This is a genomic window from Lentzea albida (assembly GCF_900111005.1).
GTDB classification, from domain to species: Bacteria; Actinomycetota; Actinomycetes; order Mycobacteriales; family Pseudonocardiaceae; genus Lentzea; species Lentzea albida.
Genome location: NZ_FOFV01000009.1, coordinates 236,489 through 254,480, shown reverse-complemented (window position 1 = coordinate 254,480; position 17,992 = coordinate 236,489). Strand labels below are relative to the sequence as shown.

11 protein-coding genes are annotated in these 17,992 nt (G+C 71.4%); 6 read left to right on the top strand and 5 right to left on the bottom strand.

Going from position 1 to position 17,992, the window contains the following annotated elements:
* Positions 1-15: 15 nt before the first annotated feature.
* Positions 16-852 carry an IclR family transcriptional regulator gene (locus BMY74_RS23690; RefSeq protein WP_089919579.1) on the bottom strand — a complete coding sequence of 279 codons (837 nt, stop codon included), beginning with the start codon at positions 850-852 and terminating at the stop codon, positions 16-18.
* A 324-nt stretch (positions 853-1,176) separates the two neighbouring features.
* Between BMY74_RS23690 and BMY74_RS23685 the strand changes: the two genes are divergently transcribed.
* Positions 1,177-2,457, top strand: coding sequence for a chorismate-binding protein (locus tag BMY74_RS23685; RefSeq protein ID WP_089919578.1), 1,281 nt, complete (start codon positions 1,177-1,179; stop codon positions 2,455-2,457).
* A 13-nt stretch (positions 2,458-2,470) separates the two neighbouring features.
* Here BMY74_RS23685 and BMY74_RS23680 read toward each other — a convergent pair whose 3' ends face one another.
* From BMY74_RS23680 to BMY74_RS23660, 4 genes are all read right to left on the bottom strand, one after another.
* Positions 2,471-5,314: a helix-turn-helix transcriptional regulator gene (locus tag BMY74_RS23680; RefSeq protein ID WP_089919576.1), complete on the bottom strand. Its 2,844-nt coding sequence runs from the start codon at positions 5,312-5,314 to the stop codon at positions 2,471-2,473.
* Between the two features lie 60 nt (positions 5,315-5,374).
* A complete protein-coding gene (locus BMY74_RS23675; protein WP_089919574.1) occupies positions 5,375-5,623 on the bottom strand; it encodes a hypothetical protein in 249 nt (82 codons plus the stop codon).
* 592 nt (positions 5,624-6,215) lie between these two features.
* Positions 6,216-12,341, bottom strand: a complete 6,126-nt coding sequence (adhE, locus tag BMY74_RS23665) for a bifunctional acetaldehyde-CoA/alcohol dehydrogenase (protein ID WP_089919570.1) — start codon at positions 12,339-12,341, stop codon at positions 6,216-6,218.
* A 175-nt stretch (positions 12,342-12,516) separates the two neighbouring features.
* Complete coding sequence (locus BMY74_RS23660) at positions 12,517-13,068, bottom strand: NUDIX domain-containing protein (RefSeq protein WP_089919568.1); 552 nt, start codon at positions 13,066-13,068, stop codon at positions 12,517-12,519.
* 265 nt (positions 13,069-13,333) lie between these two features.
* On the opposite strand from BMY74_RS23660, the gene BMY74_RS23655 reads away from it, so the two are divergent.
* From BMY74_RS23655 to BMY74_RS23635, 5 genes are read left to right on the top strand one after another with little or no spacing between them, the layout of a single operon-like run.
* On the top strand, positions 13,334-14,365 hold the full coding sequence (locus tag BMY74_RS23655) for an NAD-dependent epimerase/dehydratase family protein (RefSeq protein WP_089919565.1): 1,032 nt from the start codon (positions 13,334-13,336) through the stop codon (positions 14,363-14,365).
* A 2-nt stretch (positions 14,366-14,367) separates the two neighbouring features.
* Positions 14,368-15,726, top strand: a complete 1,359-nt coding sequence (locus tag BMY74_RS23650) for a D-arabinono-1,4-lactone oxidase (protein ID WP_089919562.1) — start codon at positions 14,368-14,370, stop codon at positions 15,724-15,726.
* A gap of 28 nt (positions 15,727-15,754) precedes the next feature.
* Positions 15,755-16,639: a sugar phosphate isomerase/epimerase family protein gene (locus BMY74_RS23645; protein WP_245786320.1), complete on the top strand. Its 885-nt coding sequence runs from the start codon at positions 15,755-15,757 to the stop codon at positions 16,637-16,639.
* 38 nt (positions 16,640-16,677) lie between these two features.
* A complete protein-coding gene (locus tag BMY74_RS23640) occupies positions 16,678-16,989 on the top strand; it encodes an L-rhamnose mutarotase (RefSeq protein ID WP_089919555.1) in 312 nt (103 codons plus the stop codon).
* Complete coding sequence (locus BMY74_RS23635; protein WP_218159710.1) at positions 16,986-17,966, top strand: aldo/keto reductase; 981 nt, start codon at positions 16,986-16,988, stop codon at positions 17,964-17,966. Before BMY74_RS23640 ends, BMY74_RS23635 begins: the two co-directional genes overlap by 4 nt.
* The last annotated feature ends 26 nt before the right edge of the window (positions 17,967-17,992 follow it).

Sequence of the window (17,992 nt, the reverse complement as noted above, 5' to 3'; positions counted from 1 at the left end):
GGTGGGCGGTCGTGCTCATCCGGCGAGCCGGTGACCCGTGGACGGGGGAGTGGAGTGGAGCTCCCTGGACGCGATCTCGGCGGTGTGGTGGACGCGGCGCGCGACGGCGTCCGGGCTGAGGCGCTGCACGGGGCCGAACACGGAGATCGCGCCGACGAGGGTCGGGCCGGGTCCCCACACCGGGGCCGCGACACCGGTGAAGCCGGGAAGCCATTCGCTGCGGTCGAAGGCGACGCCGTGCTTGCGCACGCCGGTCAGCGCGGACTGCAGCACCCCCGCGGAGGTGATGGAGGCGGGAGTGAGCGCTTCCAGCCCCTGGGCGCACAGGACGGGGAGCAGGCCGGGATCGCCGGCCAGGAGGACCTTCCCCGGTGCGGTGCAGTGCAGGGGGAGGGGACCGCGCAGGCGCGTCGCGAGCTCGCTCGACTGCCTGCCGTGCAGGCGTTCGACGACGCGCGCCGTGGTGCCGCACAGGACGGAGAGCTGGACGGCCTCGCGAGTGGACTCGTAGAGGTCCGCGAGCACCGGCAGCAGTCGTTCGCGGGTGTGGTCGGAGATCTCCAGGGGAACGGCGGTCGACAACTCGGTGATCTTGGTGGTGAGGAGGAAGCGGTTGTCGATCATCTCGACGAGCCCCTCGGCCCGCAGGAAGCCGACCATGCGGTGGACGGTGGACTTCGGGAGGTCGGCGTAGCGGGTGAGCTCGTTCAGCGACGCCGCGCCGTCACACGCGCCGAAAGCCTGGAGCACGGACAACACCTTCGTGGCCGCGGTGCGTCGCGAAGGGTGGGGGTCTCGCGCGGGCGGCACGGTCGCGGGGACTTCCAAGGCGGTGTTCTGGTTGGTGATCACGGTTTTCTTCTTTCGCCTGTGGGTTCCACCACACCGTATTGAGGGCGTCGCGTTGTGTAGCTACGGAGTTCCACAAAGCCGCACGCGAAAGAGTGAACGTTGCGAGCACTCGGGGTTACCGCCCGCTGATGTCCGAAGAGGTCCCACCGGTTGGCACGGCTGGTTGACCGGATGGATCGGTTGTGAATAGGTTCGTTTGGGACCAATTTTATTGGTGCTGGGACGCGGGATCACCGTGGAGCTGCGCAAAGACGGTGGCCGGTGTGGACCGGAAGCCCGATCGCCGAAGTCGTGGTTCCCCCCGCGACACCCGAGGAGCTGGTAATGGCCGTTCTCCCGGAACCCTCCCCGAAACCGTCCGCCGAGCTCGCCGCCGCACTGATCCGCACCGGGTTCTTCGACACGTACTTCCTCTACGAGCACGGCGAAGTCTGGACGATCGCCTGGGGCGTGCGCGTGGAGATCGTGGTCGACGCGACCCGTGTGCGGGTTCGGCGCGACTCGGTGGAGGAGTCGTGGCCGGTCGTCGGCGGGCCCGTGCGCGCGGCACGGGCGGCGCTGGAGCGGTTGTCGTTGCCCGAGTGGACGGTGTGCGGCTGGATCGCGTTCGAAGCCGTGCACGTGATGAACGACCGCTCGGACCTCGCCGGGGACTCGGAGGTCGTGCACCTCGTGGTGCCCGAGGTGGAGGTGCGCATCGAGAGCGGAAGGGCGAGCGTCGTGCGGGGCGGCGACGCGCGGCTTGGCGCACTGCTCGAACACCTGCGCACGGCACCGGTCGAGGACGCGCCGGCATCAGGGCGCGCGACCGTGCCGGTGGACCTGGACGCGGGCGGCGGCCGGTACCGCGACGCGGTACTGGAGGCGGTGGAGGAGATCCGTTCCACCGCATTGCGCAAGGTGACCCTGTCCCGCAGCGTGCCCGTGGACGAACCCGTCGACTTCGTCGCGACCTACCTGGCCGGGCGCGCGGCCACCGCACCGGAGCGGTCGTTCCTGTTGTCGATCGGAGGCCTGACGACGACGGGCTTCTGCCCGCAGACGGTGCTGGAGGCCGGGTCCGACGGGAAGGTGGTGACGCGGCCGCGGCTGGAGACCCGTGCGGACGAGCTGGTGCCGGACCCGGACGAGGCGCACGAACACGCGATCGCCGTCGAGTGCGCGTTCGCCGGGCTGACCGAGGTGTGCGAACCGGGTTCGGTGGTGGTGGAGGAACCGCTGGCGGACACGGCCCCGGGAGGTGTCCACGACCTGGCGTCGCGGCTGTGCGGCCGGCTGGCCGAGGGCAAGACCTCCTGGGACGCCTTGGAGTTGCTGTTCCCCGGCGCCACGATCTCAGGTGCGCCAAGGGAAGCAGCGTGCGAGTTCATCTCTGGGGCGGAAGCCGCACCGCGGGGGGTCTACTCAGGTGCCGTGCTGTTCGCGTCGGACGACGGTTTCCTCGACGCCGGCCTCGTCCTGTGCGCGGTGTACGAGCTGAAGGGACGGCGGTGGTTGCGCGCGGGAGCGGGGATCGTGGCGTCCTCTCGCCCGGAGCGGGAGCTCAGGGAGACCTGCGCGAAGCTGCGCGGCATGTCGGCGCACCTCGTGGCGGGCACTGCGTGACGGAAGCCGTTCCCTACCTGCTGCTGCCGGTCGAGTAGAGCATCGCCGCCAGTTGCGTGCGCCGCTTGATCCCGAGCTTGCGGTAGACGTGCGTGAGGTGGAACTCGACGGCCCGCCGGGACACGGACAACTTCCGGGCGACCTCGTCGTTCGAGGAGCCCGCGGCCACCAGGCTCGCCACGCGGTGCTCCTGCGGTGTCAGCGGAGAGCCCGCGGAAGCGGGAGCGGCCGGCACGGCGTCGGACCGCCGCACCGCCTCCGGCGGCAGTTCGGCGAGCTTGGTGAGCAACGGCAGCGAACCGCACCGCTCGGCGACCGTCTTCGCCTGGGCCAGCTCCTCCCGGGCGAGCTTCTGCTGCCCGTGGTGCCACCGCGTCGTCCCGAGCTCCACGAGGATCGTCGCGCGCAGCAGCAAGGCCTGCGTGTTGCGCAGGACGTGTTCGGCCTCCATGAGCCACGGCAGCGCTGCCGCACCACCGGTCGCGAGGCCGACGGTGAGCATCGCGCGGGCCAGACTCGGTGCGGAGGTCCACTTCTTGGCCAGCTCGAGCTCTTCGAGGGCCAGCTGCACGGCCTCCAGCGACTGACCGAGGTGGAGGTGCGCAATGGCCGCGTACGAGCGCCACGGCAGGACGGCGGGGCCGGGAGCACCCCACGACTTGAGCCTCCGTCCGCACTCCAGGTGGTCCATGAGCGCGCCGGCGTCGTCCCCCAGCCGCATGCGGAGCTGACCGCGTCCCTGCAGGAGGCTGGTGTGGTGCCAGCTGTTCGGCAGCGGGCGGGTGAGGCCGATGGGCTCGACCAGCTCCCGTGCCGCCTCGACGTCACCGAGGTGCAGCAGCGCGGACAGGAGCGCGTCCATCGGCCAGATGCGGCCCGGGTGGCGCTGGTGCAGGTTCATCCGCTGGGCCTTGGCCAGTGCGAGCCGGGCGTCCACGACCGACTGGGACAGCGCCCCGCGGTGGAAGTGCACCCTCGACCGCAGCGTGTGGCCCAGGACGAACACCAGGTCCAGCTTCTGGCGGTGGGCTTCCAGGATCGCCTCGCTGGAGTACCGCAGGGCCAGCTCGAGCTCGTCGGTCCGGATCAGCGAGGTGATCGCGGCCATCATCCGCTGCGGATCCTGCATGATCGACACCGCGCCCACCGACAACGCGGCCAGCGCGGCCTCGCGGGACGTCGTGAGGTCTTCTCCCCGGTTGCTCAGGTCCTCCGCCACCAGGGCGGCCAGCCCGCGGCCACGGGCGTCGCGGCGCCGCCAGTCGACCGCGACGCGGTCCGGAGCGGCGTCGTGCTCCCCGGACTGCTCGGTCGGCAGGGTGACGCGGAGCGCGAGGCGCAGCTGAGCGGAGAACTCCGGCGCCGAGGCGCACATCCTGGCTATGGACTCGCTCAACGCCCCACGCGCGTCCTCGTAGCGCCCGTCGAGGTACAGCGTCCGGGACAGCAGCGAGGTGACGTCGAGGAGGAGTTCGGGCTCCTCGATGTCCTCCAACGCCTGTTTGAGGTGCGTGGCCGCCTGGTAGGGGTCGAAGAACGATTCGGCGTGGCCGAGCTTGACGAGCAGCTTCGTCCTGAGTTCGGTCGGCACGTCCTCCTGCAGAGCCCTGGTGAGGAAGCTCGCGGCGGTGGTCGCGTCACCGTCGTGCAGCAAGCCGTCCGCTGCCCGGTGGAGGGCGTCGGCGGCCCACCGGCCGAGCTTCGCGGAGGTGCACTGGACGTGCCGTGCGACGAGCGCCGCTCGTGCCCCGGACGCGTGCAGGCTCGCGGCGGCCCGTGCGTGGAGGTCGTCCCTGGCCGCACGCGTGATCGAGCCGGTGATCGCATCCGTGAACACGGAGTGGGTGAACGCCGGCTTGCCCGCGCCGGTCAGCAGTCCCATCCGCGTCAGCCGGTCGGCGCCGTCGGTGGCTTCCGGCACCGTCATCCCGGCGACCTCGGCCGCGAGCCCGAGGTCCGGGGGTTCCACGACCGCGATCGTCCTGGCCAGCCGGACGAGGTGCTCGGACTCGCCGTGCAGCCGCGCGAGCACCGACTCGCCCAGCTCCTCCACCCCGTACGAGGACGGGATCTCCTGCACGGAGAACTCCCCGGTCGTCGACAGCAGGGAGCGGAGGAGCAGCGGGTTCCCACCCGTGGCCGTGTGAAGGGCTTTGACGGTCTCAGGTTCGGGCCGGCTGCCGAGCACCGGCTCGGCGAACTGCGACACCTCCTCCGCGGTGAGGCCGCCGATCCGCACGCGAGCGGCGTAGATCTGCACCTCCGCGACCTGGAGCGGGTCCGCTGGGTACACCCCGGTCGTGCAGCTGAGCAGGACGGCGAGCGGCAGCTTGGTCGCCCGCCGCATTAGGTAGTTGAGCCATTGCAGCGACGAGACGTCGGCCCACTGCAGGTCGTCGACGACGAAGCAGACCGGTCCGCGGTCGGCGAGGCCGCTCACGAGCCGGTAGAGGTCGTCGTAGGTCTGGTGGGTCGCCAGTTCGTCGAAGCCCGCCGCGGTGCGGTGGTCCGCTCCCGGCCGACCGCGCACACCGATGATCGACTCCAGGGCGCCGGCCCCCGGACCCGCGGTGAGGTTCTCGAACAGCTGCCGGACGACGGAGAACGACATGAAACTGTCCAGAGTGGACGTCACGGCACCGGCCACCTGGAACCCGCGTGCCCTGGCGGCGTCCGCCACCTCGCCCAGCAACGTCGTCCTGCCGACGCCGGTGGTGCCCTCCAACAGCACCACCGCCGGCCTGCTCGTCTCCGCCGCGGTGAGCGCGCTGAGCAACCGGCCGAGCTCCTTGCCCCGGTGGACCGGCAGGGGCGCGTCAGAGGAAGTCCTATGTGGTTCGTTGCGCTGCTGAGCCATCTGCGGAGCTCCGTCGTGAGTCGGTCCGGTTGGTGAGCACCAGCGACGCCACAGCCTGGCTCAGGCCTGCTGCGGCGTCATGTCGCGCAGGGTGGACCCCTCGGCCATGACCGCGTGCAAATTCGAATTAGCACGGAGTTTGCGGCAGTGCTCAGTCGACGTCAACCCGCTGCTGACCCGGGTCGGCGCCGTGTCGAGCCGCTGCTCGTGCGAGTGCGCGACCGGGATGTCGGCCGCTCCTCCCGGCTCGGCCCGCGTGGTGGATGCGGGGTCCACCGGCCACAGCCGGCCCTCGGGTTCCTCTAGCATGTCGCCTCCGCTGCCTCGACGTCCGCCAGCGCTTCGGGGCGAACAGTACGACAGCCGCGCCAGTCGCCGTCGCGTCCACATCGGCGGCGAACAGGCCGTGGTTCCCGGACTTCGGCAGTGGAAGTGCGGTGCTGGAACGCTCGTGCGCGAGGTGCCGTCGAGGGTGTCCACACCATCCGGTCGCGAGGCGGTCCACCGCAGCCGGTGATCCTGTGCGAGCGGTGTGACCCGGAGCGTGCGGTTCGCTGCTCATTGATGTCGTGACCAGCGGTGACGTTGCCCGCCAGGTCGGCGGAACCCGAATTCCGCAGCGGTCCGGTCGCCACACCCCCGGTGATCTCCGCGGTGACGGCCGCCGTCACCGCGGGAGCGGTGCCGAGCGCGCCGGGACACCGTGTGCGGAACACGGGCTCGCCGCGCGGCTTGGGCACGACGGGCAGGAGCGCGCCCGATTCCGCACTGCCCGCCTAGACCCCCGTGTCTGCCTCAGCGATCACGTCGCGGACAACCCAAACGAGACGTGACCACACGAGTTACGTCTCGGAACACGACGATCCCGGTGGGTCCGCACGGGCGGACCCACCGGGATCGCTCAGCGACCGCCGTGGGCCGCGGCGCGCACGTCTTCCAGGTCCACCGCCCCGTTGGCGTAAGCGGTGCGCATCAGCTCCTCCATGTCGGCCAGCACCGGCTGCCTGGGGTTGGCCGGAGCGCACTGGTCGTCGAACGCGTTGAGGGCCTGCTGCGGCAGCGAGCTCAGGAACGCCGCCTCGGGCACCCCCGCCTCCGCGAACGAGGCGGGCAGCCCGACGGCCGCACGCAGCCGTTCGATCGCGGCGGCGTAGGAGCGCACCCCCTCCTCAGGCGTGGCGGCGGGCAGTCCCAGCGTGCGGGCGATGTGCTGGAAGCGTTGCGGTGCCTGGTAGTTCTCGTACTTGGGCCAGCCGGTGAGCTTCGACGGCGGCTGTCCGTTGTAGCGGATCACGTGCGGCAGCAACAGCGCGTTGGTCCGGCCGTGCGCCAGGCCGAAGGTCGCGCCGAGCGTGTGCGACATGGCGTGGACGATGCCGAGGAACGCGCTGCCGAAGGCCATGCCGGCGATGGTCGCCGCGTTGTGCATGGCCTCCTGGGCCTTCTCCGCTCCCAGCAGCACGGAGTCCTCGAGGTTCTCGAAGATCAGCTTGATCGCCTGCAGGCACAGGCCGTCGGTGAAGTCGTTGCTGTAGACGGAGACGTACGCCTCGGTGGCGTGGGTGAGGGCGTCGAACCCGGAGTCCGCGGCGAGCCCGGCGGGCAGCGAGCGCACGAGCACCGGGTCGACGATGGCCACGCTCGGGGTCAGCGCGTAGTCGGCCAGCGGGTACTTGCGGCCCGTCTCCCGGTCGGTGACCACCGCGAACGGGGTCACCTCCGAACCGCTGCCCGAGGTCGTCGGCACGCACACGAGCTTGGCGCGCTCCGGTTCGGGGAAGCGGTAGAGGCGCTTGCGGATGTCGGCGAACCGGCCCCTCGCCTCGGCGAAGTCGACCTCGGGGTGCTCGTACCACAGCCACATGAGCTTCCCGGCGTCCAAAGAGGACCCGCCGCCGATGGCCACGATGGTGTCCGGCTGGAACTCGCGCATCATCTCCGCGCCGCGCTGCACGGTCTGCAGCGACGGTTCCGGCTCGACGAAGTCGATCAGCTGCACGGCCACGGGCTCGGAGCGGGCGGCCAGCACGGAGCGCACCTTGTCCGCGTAGCCGAGCTTGGCCACCGTGCGACCGGTCACGATGCTCACCCGGTGCACCCCGGCCATCTCGCCGAGGTAGCGGATCGAGTTCGGCTCGAAGTAGATCTTCGGCGGCACCTTGAACCACTGGATGTTGTTGTTGCGACGGGCGATGCGGCGGATGTTCAGCAGGTTCGCCGCGGTGACGTTGCCGGAGACCGAGTTGCCGCCGTAGCTGCCACAACCGAGGGTCATCGACGGCAGGAACGCGTTGTAGAGGTCACCGATACCGCCCTGCGCCGCAGGTGAGTTCCACACCACCCGCACGGCCTTGACGCCGTTGCCGAACCGCTCCGCCAGGCGCTCGTCGGCGGTGTGCACGACCGCCGTGTGGCCCCTGCCGTGGAACTCGACGACCTCAGCGGCCCGCCGGATGCCCTCCTCGGCTCCGGTCACGCGCAGCAGCGCCACGACCGGGCACGGCTTCTCCCTGGTCAGCGGTTCGTCCGGGCCGATGTCACCGACCTCGGCGAGCAGGAGCGTGGTGTGCTCGGGGACGCTGAACCCGGCGCGGCCGGCGATCCAGTGCGCCGAACGGCCGGAGGCGGCCGGGTTGACGGACACCTTGCCGTCCCTGCGCGCGTCCGGGCCGAACAGGAAGTCCTCCAGCGCGCGCTTCTCCTGCGCGGTCAACACATGCGCGTGCCGAGTCCGCAGGCTGTCCACGGCCTGGTCCCACACCCCGGTGTCGATCAGCAGGGTCTGCTCGGCGGCGCACGTCATGCCGTTGTCGAAGCTCTTGGACAGGACGACGTCGTGCGCGGCGCGGGCCAGGTCGGCGTCGGCGGCGATGAACGCGGGCACGTTTCCCGCTCCCACGCCGATCGCCGGCTTGCCGGCCGAGTGCGCGGCGCGCACGACGTCGTTGCCGCCGGTGGCCAGCACGAGCGAGACGCCGTCGTGGTTCATCAACGCCTGCGTGACCGCACGCCTGGGCGTCTCCACCCACTGCACGCAGTGCGCGGGCGCACCGGCCGCGACGGCGGCGTCGCGCACGATGCGGGCCGCCTCGGCACCGCAGCGGGGAGCCAGGTGGTGGAAGGCGAAGATGATCGGGTTCCTGGTCTTGAGCGCGATCAGGGCCTTGAACACGACGGTCGAGGTCGGGTTGGTGACCGGCGTGATCGCACACACCACACCGACGGGCTCGGCGATCTCCACCAGGCCGGTGAGCTCGTCGCGGCGGACCTCTCCCGCGGTGCGCAGGCCGGTCATGCTGTTGGTGACGTGCTCCGCGGCGAAGAGGTTCTTCACCGCCTTGTCCTCGACGACCCCGCGCTCCGTCTCGGCGACCGCCAGCACGGCGAGGTCCAGGTGGTTCGCGGCGGCGGCACGCGCCGCCTTCGCCACGATGTGGTCGACCTGCTCCTGCCCGAGCGCGTGGAACGCCTCCAGCGCCTGCCGCGCACCGCGGACCAGACCGTCCACGAGGGCTTCCACGCTCTCCGCCGGAGCCGCGGCGGACGGCTGCGGCCGGTGGACGACCGGGCCGAGGGAGGCGGCGAGGTCGCCGACGGTGCGGTGCTCGTAGAACACCTCCAGTTCCAGGACACCGAAATGCGCCTGCAACGCGACCGCGGCCTCGACCAGCGCGAGCGACGAGGCACCGAGCTCGGCCAACGCGCTGTCCGCCGTCAACGCTCCCTGCGGCAGTGCGAGCACGTCGGTCAGCGCGTCGACCACGATCGCGAGAGCGTCCTGCTGCTCGGCACCCGCGGCCTCGCCGGGTTCACGCGCGCCGGCCGGGTTCTCGGCCAGTGCGGCGAGCGTGCTCAGGCGCGGTCCCGCGTCGACCACCGCGACCGCGGAAGTCTCCGGGGCATCGTCCGCCAGGACGGCCGACTCCGGGTCGAAGCGGACCTCGGCGGCCTGCTCCGCCGTCAGCAGGTAGTCCGTGCCCCCGGCCGCCGGTGCTCCGCCGGCGACGCTGTCGAGGAAACGACGAGCAGGCTCGTTCTTGGCCGTGGGCACGTAGGGCAGGCGGATCTTCGCGGACGTCCCCGACCCGAGTGACGCCAGGACCTGGTGCTCCACGCCCCTGCCGAGCACCCGGCAGCTGAGCAGGAACGTGTCGACGACCAGCTCGTCGGTGTCCTGCCTGCTGATCACCGCGCCCACCACGCCGTGGTCACCGAAGCGGTCGGTGGCGCGCACCACCTGGCAGCGCACGCCCGGCTCCGCCAGCAGGGCGCGCAGCTCGTTCTCCTGCCTGCGCACGGTGCTGAAGTTGAACTGGTTGGTGCGCTGGGTCATCTGCGCGACCCGGCGCAGGTCCGCCTCCGTCGCGGGCGCGATGTCCACGACCAGGTCGAGGCCTGCGATGAAGTCGGCGAAGGTCAACGAGGACCGGCGCAGCTCACCGCGGTCCCGGTTGGCGTCGTAGGCGGCAGCGCGACCGCGGTCCTCCTCCGTCACCACCAGGCGGTCGAAGGCCCACACCCGTTGCAGGAACGGCTTGATGTCCTCCTCGTCGGCGGGCACGGTGAGCGCCAGCACGCCGGGGCACGCGGCACGGACCTGGCCGACCTCCACCGGGTTGTCGTCGAGGAAGACGAAGCTGTCGAGGCCGAGGTTCAGCTCCGCAGCCAGCCGCGCCAGGCCGACGGGCTTGGGATCCCACCCGATCGCCCGCGCGGCGACGTGGTCGAGCCGCAACGGGAACTCGGGACGGGCGCGGAAGACCGCGTCCACGGTCTCCGGGTCGTTCTTGCTGGCGAGAGCGAGCAGCACACCCCGCTCGCGCAGGGCGACGGCCCACTCCTGCACGTGGCGGTGACCGCCGGTGAGCTGAACCCCTTCCGGACCGTCCTCGCCGGCCACGCCCGCCCACAGGGTGTTGTCGCAGTCGAGGACGAGCACCTTGAACGGCCGGGCGAGCAGGGCGTGCACCGAGCGGGCGATCCCCGTGGCCAGGGCGTCGTAGCCCGCCGGCGTGTAGGCGAGGCGCGCGATGCGGTAGCGGGCCTCGTCGTGCACGTCGCCGGGATCGGTGCCACCGTGCCAGTCCTCGGCGCCGAGCAGGTGCACCCCGGAGGTGTCGCCCAGATCGGCGAAAAGCCGTTGCTGGCGCGGGTCTGCGCCGGGGGCCGACGGGCTGGGGCAGATGCGGAGCAGCAGGGGGACGCGGGCCCGACCGGCGAACGACCGCACGGCCTCGGCCAGCTCGCGCAGGGTGCGCTCGGTCTCCTCGGCCGGCCAGTCGTCGAAGCGCACCAGCACCACCGCACATCCCGACCGCGCGGACCCGAGGGTGCTCGTGGGGTCGAGCAGCTCCTGGAACACCTGGCCGAACGGCGCGAGCACCGGGCGCAGGCCGAGACCGAGGTCGCGGCACCACGCGGCGAGGGGCTCCGCCAGCGGGTCGGTGGTGAAGGTCGCGGCGACGGCGAGCACGGCGACGTCCGCCGCCGGCGTCTCGGACGAGTGTGCGGTTGCGAGCACGGCGACATCCGCCATCGGCGGCTCAGTTGCGGGTGCGGGTGCGAAGGACTCCAGCACCTCGACCCGGCCGGCGCTCATCCGACCGAGCCCGGCCACCGCGGCCGCGGCGACCGCTTCGACGGCGAGTCCGTCGACGACCCCGCGGACCGTCGGCGAGAACCCCGTGTCCATCCTCGGGGGCCGCAGGACGAGCCCGCCGAGGCCGGGGTGCCCGCTGACCGTCGTGCGCAGCAGCTCCTCGCAGCGGCGCTTGGCGTCCACGTAGTGCTGCCAGGTCCGTGCGGCGCCGGCGACCACGTCACTGGACACGAGCACGATCCGGCCACCGGCCGTCGACAGCGGCTCGGCCAGAGCGGCGAGCGGTGCGGACACCGCCGTGACGGCCGAGGTGACGTACTCGGCGGCGCGATCGGCGGTGTCCGGCCCCGGCAACAGTGGCTGGAAGCTCGGGAACGCGTTGAGCACCACCAGGTCCAGCCTGCCCTCCTGGGCGAGCACGTGGTCGCGCAGCCGTGCGCACCCGCCGCGGTCGGCCGCGTCGGAACGCACCGCGTGCAGGCGCTCGGCGGCCGCTCCGAGGCCGGCCAGCAGGTCCGGCGGGAAGCCCGGGTCCCGGCGGTGGGTGACGTACACGTGCGCACCGCGCAGGACCAGTGCGGCGGCGAACGCGGCACCGAAGCCGCGACTGCCACCGGTGACCACGGCGACCTTGCCCTCCAGGTCGACGTCCTGACCGGCGAGGGCGGCGGCCAGGACGTGCGCGTTCGGTTCGGCCGGAACGGCCCTGGCGACGACGGCCAGCTCGACGCGCCCCAGACCGGGCAGGGCGCCGCCGAACCGCACCATGTCGCGACGTTCGTCCACGGCCGTGACCTGGACCGAGCCGTCGCCGGTCGCGGCCGGGTCGAGCTCGACGGTCAGCGAGGAGATGAGCGACTGCCGGCCGGGGACCTCCATGCCCGCCAGGTAGCTCGCCCAGCCGAGCAGCCGCGCGACCTCTTCCCGCACACCGCTGCCGATGCGGTCGAGCAGGCTCGTGAAGTCGCCGGGATCGCTGCGGTAGGACACTGGGATGGTCTGTCCCACTTGGAGTTCCGCCGGCACGCGGTCAGCGGCCTGCTGCCTGCGTTCTCCCGACCCCACGCGCACCGCGCCGACCTCGGCGCTGCCCGTGCCATCCAGTTCGAGGTCGACGGTCGCGACCGGCTGCCCACCGTCCGACACCTCGAGCCGGACACCCCCGTTCCCGGCGCGTGCCACGTCCAGCGAGTACGACTGCGCCGGGTAGACCGCGGCGTGGAAGCGCGCCCGGACACGCCGCACCGCCGCAGCGTCCTGCGAGGGCAGGCCCGCCACCGCGTGGAGGACGGTGAGCGCGCCCTGCGCCACCTCCGCGCCGAACCCGCTCCTGGACGCGTAGGCCGCGTCGAGGTGCAACGGGTTGAGATCGCCGCTCGATCCAGCGAATCGGCCGAGATCATCAGGATTGACATGCACTGCGAACACCGAGGACTCCGTTTCGACGCGCCCGTGAACGGGCAGAGCAGGGATTGGAGTCGAAGCTAATGACGTCGCGGCAAAGCAAGAAGCTCGCGTTCCAACCGTTGGGTCGGCTGACGAAATCGCCTTTGTTCAATCCTGGAATATCCCGCACATTCACCGAAGCGCGACATGACTGAATTCAGCTCCGCCCGGCGACGCCCAGCTGCTCCGTCGCCAGCACGAAGAGCTGGTCGAGGTAGGCGTTCCCAGTGGGCTCCGTCAGCGGCCACCAGACGAAGTCGTCGTGCGTGCTGTCGACCCGCGGCCGGGCGTCGTGCTCGGCGTGGGCGAGGAAAGTGACGTTGACGGTGTGGGTGGGGGAGTTGCCGTGTGCAGACGCCTCGAAGACGGTGGAGAAGGTCCCCAGCACACCGCGCAGGGTCAAGCTCAGCCCGGATTCCTGCTCGGCCGTGCGCACCGCGGCCTCGGCGAGCTGCTCGCCCTTGCGCATGCGGCCGCCCTGCAACCACAGGGAGCCTGCCTGGGGTTCCTGGCTGCGGCGGGTGAGCAGCGCCTCGCCTGCGCGGACCACGAGCGTGTCGACGCAGACGACGGGCATCCGTTCCAGGATCTCGCGGTAGAGCTCCTCCGGCACCCACGCGTGGCCCCCGGCGCCGCGGCCGTCGCGCCAGTCGAGCACGGGTGGTGCGGACAGTGCGTCCGACTGCACGGGGTTGAGCGGTCCAGGCATCGTCCTCCGCCTTCCGATGATCGCATTCCCGGTGGAAGGTATGGACCTGTTGCGCACCGGACCACCTCCCGTCCCGTTCGGTGGGACGAACTCCGCTTCGTCTGGCCCGGCCGGAATTCCATCCCGAGCGCTGGAACGGGCTTTGGATGATCGATGCCGGCTGTCACACACTCCCTTCAACCGACGGGCGGCTGCTGGTCGAGAACTCCCACAGGCAGCTGCGAAGAAGAACACGACAGCCCGATCTCACGAATGGAAATTCCTCATGACCCAGCAGGAATTCTGGCGCGGCAAACGAGTGCTGGTCACCGGTGGCTGCTCGTTCATCGGATCGCACCTGGTGGAGCACCTCGTCAGTGCCGGTGCCAGGGTGCGCGTCGCTGACGACCTCAGCTCGGGACGCTTGGAGAACCTCAGCGCCGTTCCGGAGTCCGCGTGGGAGTTCGTGCGGGGCGACCTCTGCGACCCGCGGCTCGCCGCCGAGGTGATGCGCGGGGTCGACGTCGTCTTCCACCTGGCCGCCATCCACGGGGGACGGGGGTTCATCGAGCTGCACCAGGCCGCGTGCTCGCGCAACTTCGTCCTGGACGGCGTGGTCTCGCAGGCGGCGGTCGACGAGGGCGTGGAGAACTTCGTCTTCGCGTCCTCCGGCTGCGTCTACCCGGTCGACCTCCAAGCCGACGTGAACGAGGAGGTGCGACTCACCGAACCCCAGGTGGGGCCGCCCTTCCACGCGGACGGGATCTACGGCTGGGCCAAGTTGATGACGGAGCAGCGGCTCGCCGCGCTCCACAGCGAGCTCGGGTTCCCGTCGGTGTCGTGCCGTCTGTTCACGGTCTACGGCGAGCGCTGCCCGGAAAGCCATGCCCTGACCGCCATGGTGGGCCGGGCGTTCATCCAGCAGAAACCCTTCGAGGTCTGGGGTGACGGGACGCAGATCCGCAACTGGACCTATGTCACGGACATCGTGCGTGGTCTGGTCCTCGCCGGTGAGCGCGTCCACGACGGCAGCGCGATCAACCTGGGCACCGAGGAGCCGATCCAGGTCGGGCAGGCGGCCAGGATGATCCTGGAGTTCACCGGCCAGGCCGACACGGAGATCAAGCCGCTGCCGGACAAGCCGACCGGCCCCTACAACCGGGTCGCGTCCGCGGCCATGGCGTTCGAGCGGCTCGGCTGGACGCCCGAGGTGCCGTTCCACACCGGCCTCAAGCGGCTCACCGAGTGGTACTTCGAGTCGCGGCAGGCGGAGCGGATGACGACCGACGAGTTCGCCGAGCGGCTGACCACGAGGTAGGGATGGCCGACGCACCGCGGTCGACACCAGGACCGGAGATCACCACCGGGGAACACCGGCGCACGGCGTGGTCCAACTGGAGCGGGGCGGTCCGCGGCATCGCGGACCGCCTCCTCGCTCCCGACATCGCGGACCGCCTCCTCGCTCCCGACATTGCGGACCAGCTGCGCGACATCGTGCTCGACGACACCGCACGCGCACGTGGCATCAGCGTGGTGGGGTCGGGGCACTCCTACGCGGACCTCGTCGCACCGACCGGCCGGACGCTGGTCGACCTGCGCCACCACCGCGGTGTCGTCGCCGTCGACCCGGCGGCCATGACGGTCAGGGTGAAGGCGGGCACGACGATGCGCGAGCTGAACCGGGAGCTCGCCGCGGCGGGCTTCGCGTTGCCGAACCAGAGCGCGATCGACGAGCAGACCGTTGCCGGTGTCGTGGCCACGGCCACCCACGGGAGCAGTCCCCGGCACGGCACGCTCTCCAGCCACGTCGTGGCGGCGCGGATCCTCACCGCGGACGGCCGGGTGCGCACGATCACGCAGGACGCCCCGGAGCTCGACGGGGTCCGCGTGCACCTGGGGTGCCTCGGTGTGGTCCTCGACCTCACCTTCACCGTCGTGCCCGGCCACCGGCTGCGCAAAGTCGTCCACCGCAGGCCGCTGCCCGAAGTGCTGGCCGATCTCGACGCGTTCCGGGAAGTCCACTTCGGAGGCTTCTGGTGGTACCCGCACACCTCGCAGGCGATCGTCTGGGAGGCCGCGCCGACGGACGAGCCACCGACCCCGCCACCGGGACCGCCCGGTGCCCTGCTCGGGTTGCTGTGCAACAACTCTTGGCCGCCGCGGGTGACGGGCGCCGCGCACTACGCGGCCGCGGTGGCTGCCGGGCGGAGCGGTGCGCGGGTCCTGCGTTGCGACGACGCACTGCTGCACCACCTCCCGCCGCCCGTGCAGGGAACCGAGTACAGCGTCCCGTTCGACCGGGCGGCCGACGCGATCCGCGCCCTGGTCCGGGAGGTCCGCCGAGGCGGGTTGCGCGTCAGCGCACCCGTGGACGTCCGCTTCACCGCCGCGGACACCGGCTGGCTCAGCCCGAGCAGGCAGACCCCCACCTGCCACATCGGCGTGACGCACCCCGTGTCGGCGCGGGATCCCGAGAGGTGGGTCGCACCGCTGCGCGCCGTGGACTCGGTGCTGTGGGAGTTCGACGGCCGGCCGCACTGGGCCAAGGTCCACTTCAGGACGGGCCGGGAGCTGGCCGGGCGCTACCCGGAGTGGGACCGGTTCCAGGAGCTGCGCAGGGCCTGGGACCCGGACGGCGTCTTTCTCGGAGGGCACCTCCGAGAGCTCTTCGAACGCTGAACCCTTCGAGAGGCGGAAGCTCATGGCGATGAAGTTCGGCTACCACACCTGGTCCTACTCCAGCTTCGGCAGCTGGGTCCCCGCGTACACGTTGGACGAAACCGTCAAGCGGCTGGCGCGGATCGGCTTCGACGGCATCGAGATCGGGGCCGCCGCACCGCACGCCTATCCGCCGTACCTGAGCCCTGCCAGGCGGCGCGAGGTGCGCGCCCTGCTCGACGACCACGGCATCGAGGTCTCGGGCATCGGCCCGGCGCCCACCGGGGGTCCCGGCTACAACCCGAGCTCTCCTGTGGCCGAGGAACGCGAAGCGACTGTGGAGCACTACCGGGCGATCAACGAGCTGTGCGCCGAGTGGGGCGCCGCAGCGGTGGTCTACCTGCCCGGCTGGGTCGTGTTCGGCACCCGGCGGCGGCAAGCCTGGGCGTGGTCGCGCGAATGCCTGGCCAGGGTCGCCGACGACGCGGCGCAGTACGGCCTCACGGTGGTGGTCGAGCCGCTCGCGGAGAACTCGAACCTGTGCGAGAGCGGCGAGGACGCCATGGAGCTGATGGAGGACATCGCGCGGCCGAACGTGAAGGTGATGTTCGACTGCAGCCACGTCCGTTACCGGCGGGAGTCGCTCACCGACCAGGTCCACCTGATGGGTGCGGACCTGCACCAGATCCACATCGCCGACACGCGGGGAACGCAGACCCGGTTGCCCGCCGGTCTCGGTGACGAGGACTGGGAGGGCCTGGTCGACGCCTTGCTCGACACGGGTTTCGACGGCTACCTCACGGCCGAGACGGGGTTCCACCGCCGCGGGATCGACCCCGACCACGACGCGCGAACCGGGCTCGCGTTCCTCAAACCGCTGGTGGCCCGGAAATGCGCCGAACGCGCCGCCGCGTCGACGACCCTCGCACCCTGACCGCGGCCCCAGCGACCCGATCGAAAGGTACCGGCACGATGGAGACAGTCGCCCTGCACACCAGGCTCAAGCCGGGCAAGGAAGCCGCCTACGAGGCCGCGCACGCCCGGATACCCGATGAACTCGACGCGGCGTTGCGCGCGGCGGGTGTGCGGTCGTGGCGGATCTGGCGCAGCGGTCTCGACCTCTTCCACGTCGTCGAGGTGGACGACTACGCGGCCATGATGCAACAGATGCACGGGCACCCCGCAGACATCCCGTGGCAGCAGAAGATGGACGAGTTCCTCGATGCTCCGCTCGACTACGACTCGGGCCGCTCGGACGCGAAGTTCGTGTGGGAACTACCGTGATCATCGGCCTCGGCCTCGGCGGGTCCGCACTGGGGAACCTGTACCGTCCCGTGTCCGAAGTGGACGCTCGTGCCACCGTCGACGCCGCGTGGCTTGCCGGCGTCCGGTACTTCGACACCGCTCCGCACTACGGCCTCGGCCTGTCGGAGCGGCGGCTCGGTGCAGCTCTCGCGGAGCGGCCTCGTTCGGAGTTCGTCATCTCGACCAAGGTCGGCAGGCTGCTGGAGCCCTGCGCCACCGGCGGCGACGACCTGGCCGAGGGCTTCGCCGTGCCCGCGACCCACCGGCGGGTGTGGGACTTCAGCGCGGACGGGGTGCGCCGGTCGCTGGAGGCTTCCCTGGCCCGGCTCGGCCTGGACCGGGTCGACCTCGTCTACGTCCACGACCCGGACGACCACAGCGAGCAGGTCCTGCGCGAGGCGTTGCCGGCCTTGGCGGAGCTGAAGGCCCAGGGCGTGGTCCGCGGGATCGGCGTCGGCGTGAACCGGTGGGAGGTGGCGGAGCGGTTCGTGCTGGCGCATCCCCTGGACCATGTCATGCTGGCCGGCCGGTACACGGTGCTCGAACACGCCGCGACCGCGGACTTCCTGTCGCTGTGCGCGGAACGGGGCGTCTCCGTCGTGGCAGCCGGCGTCTTCAACTCCGGGCTGCTGGCCCGCCACGAGGTCCCGGCCGACGCCACGCACGACTACACGACGGCACCGGCCGCGCTGGTCGCGCGGGCCCGCAGGATCGCCGGGATCTGCCGGCGGCACGGCGTCCCGCTTCCGCGGGCGGCGCTGCACTTCCCGTTCGGGCATCCGGCGGTGCGGGCGGTCGTCGTCGGTGCCCGGTCGGCGGCGGAGGTCACCGAGAACGTCGCGATGGCCGCCGGCGAGGTGCCCGCCGGCGTCTGGTCCGACCTGCGTGCGGAGAACCTGCTCTCCTCGACCGTTCCCGTGCCGCTGCCGAAGGGCTTCGAGAAGGCGGCCGACTGATGTTCCTTCGATCTTCGTTTGGGGTG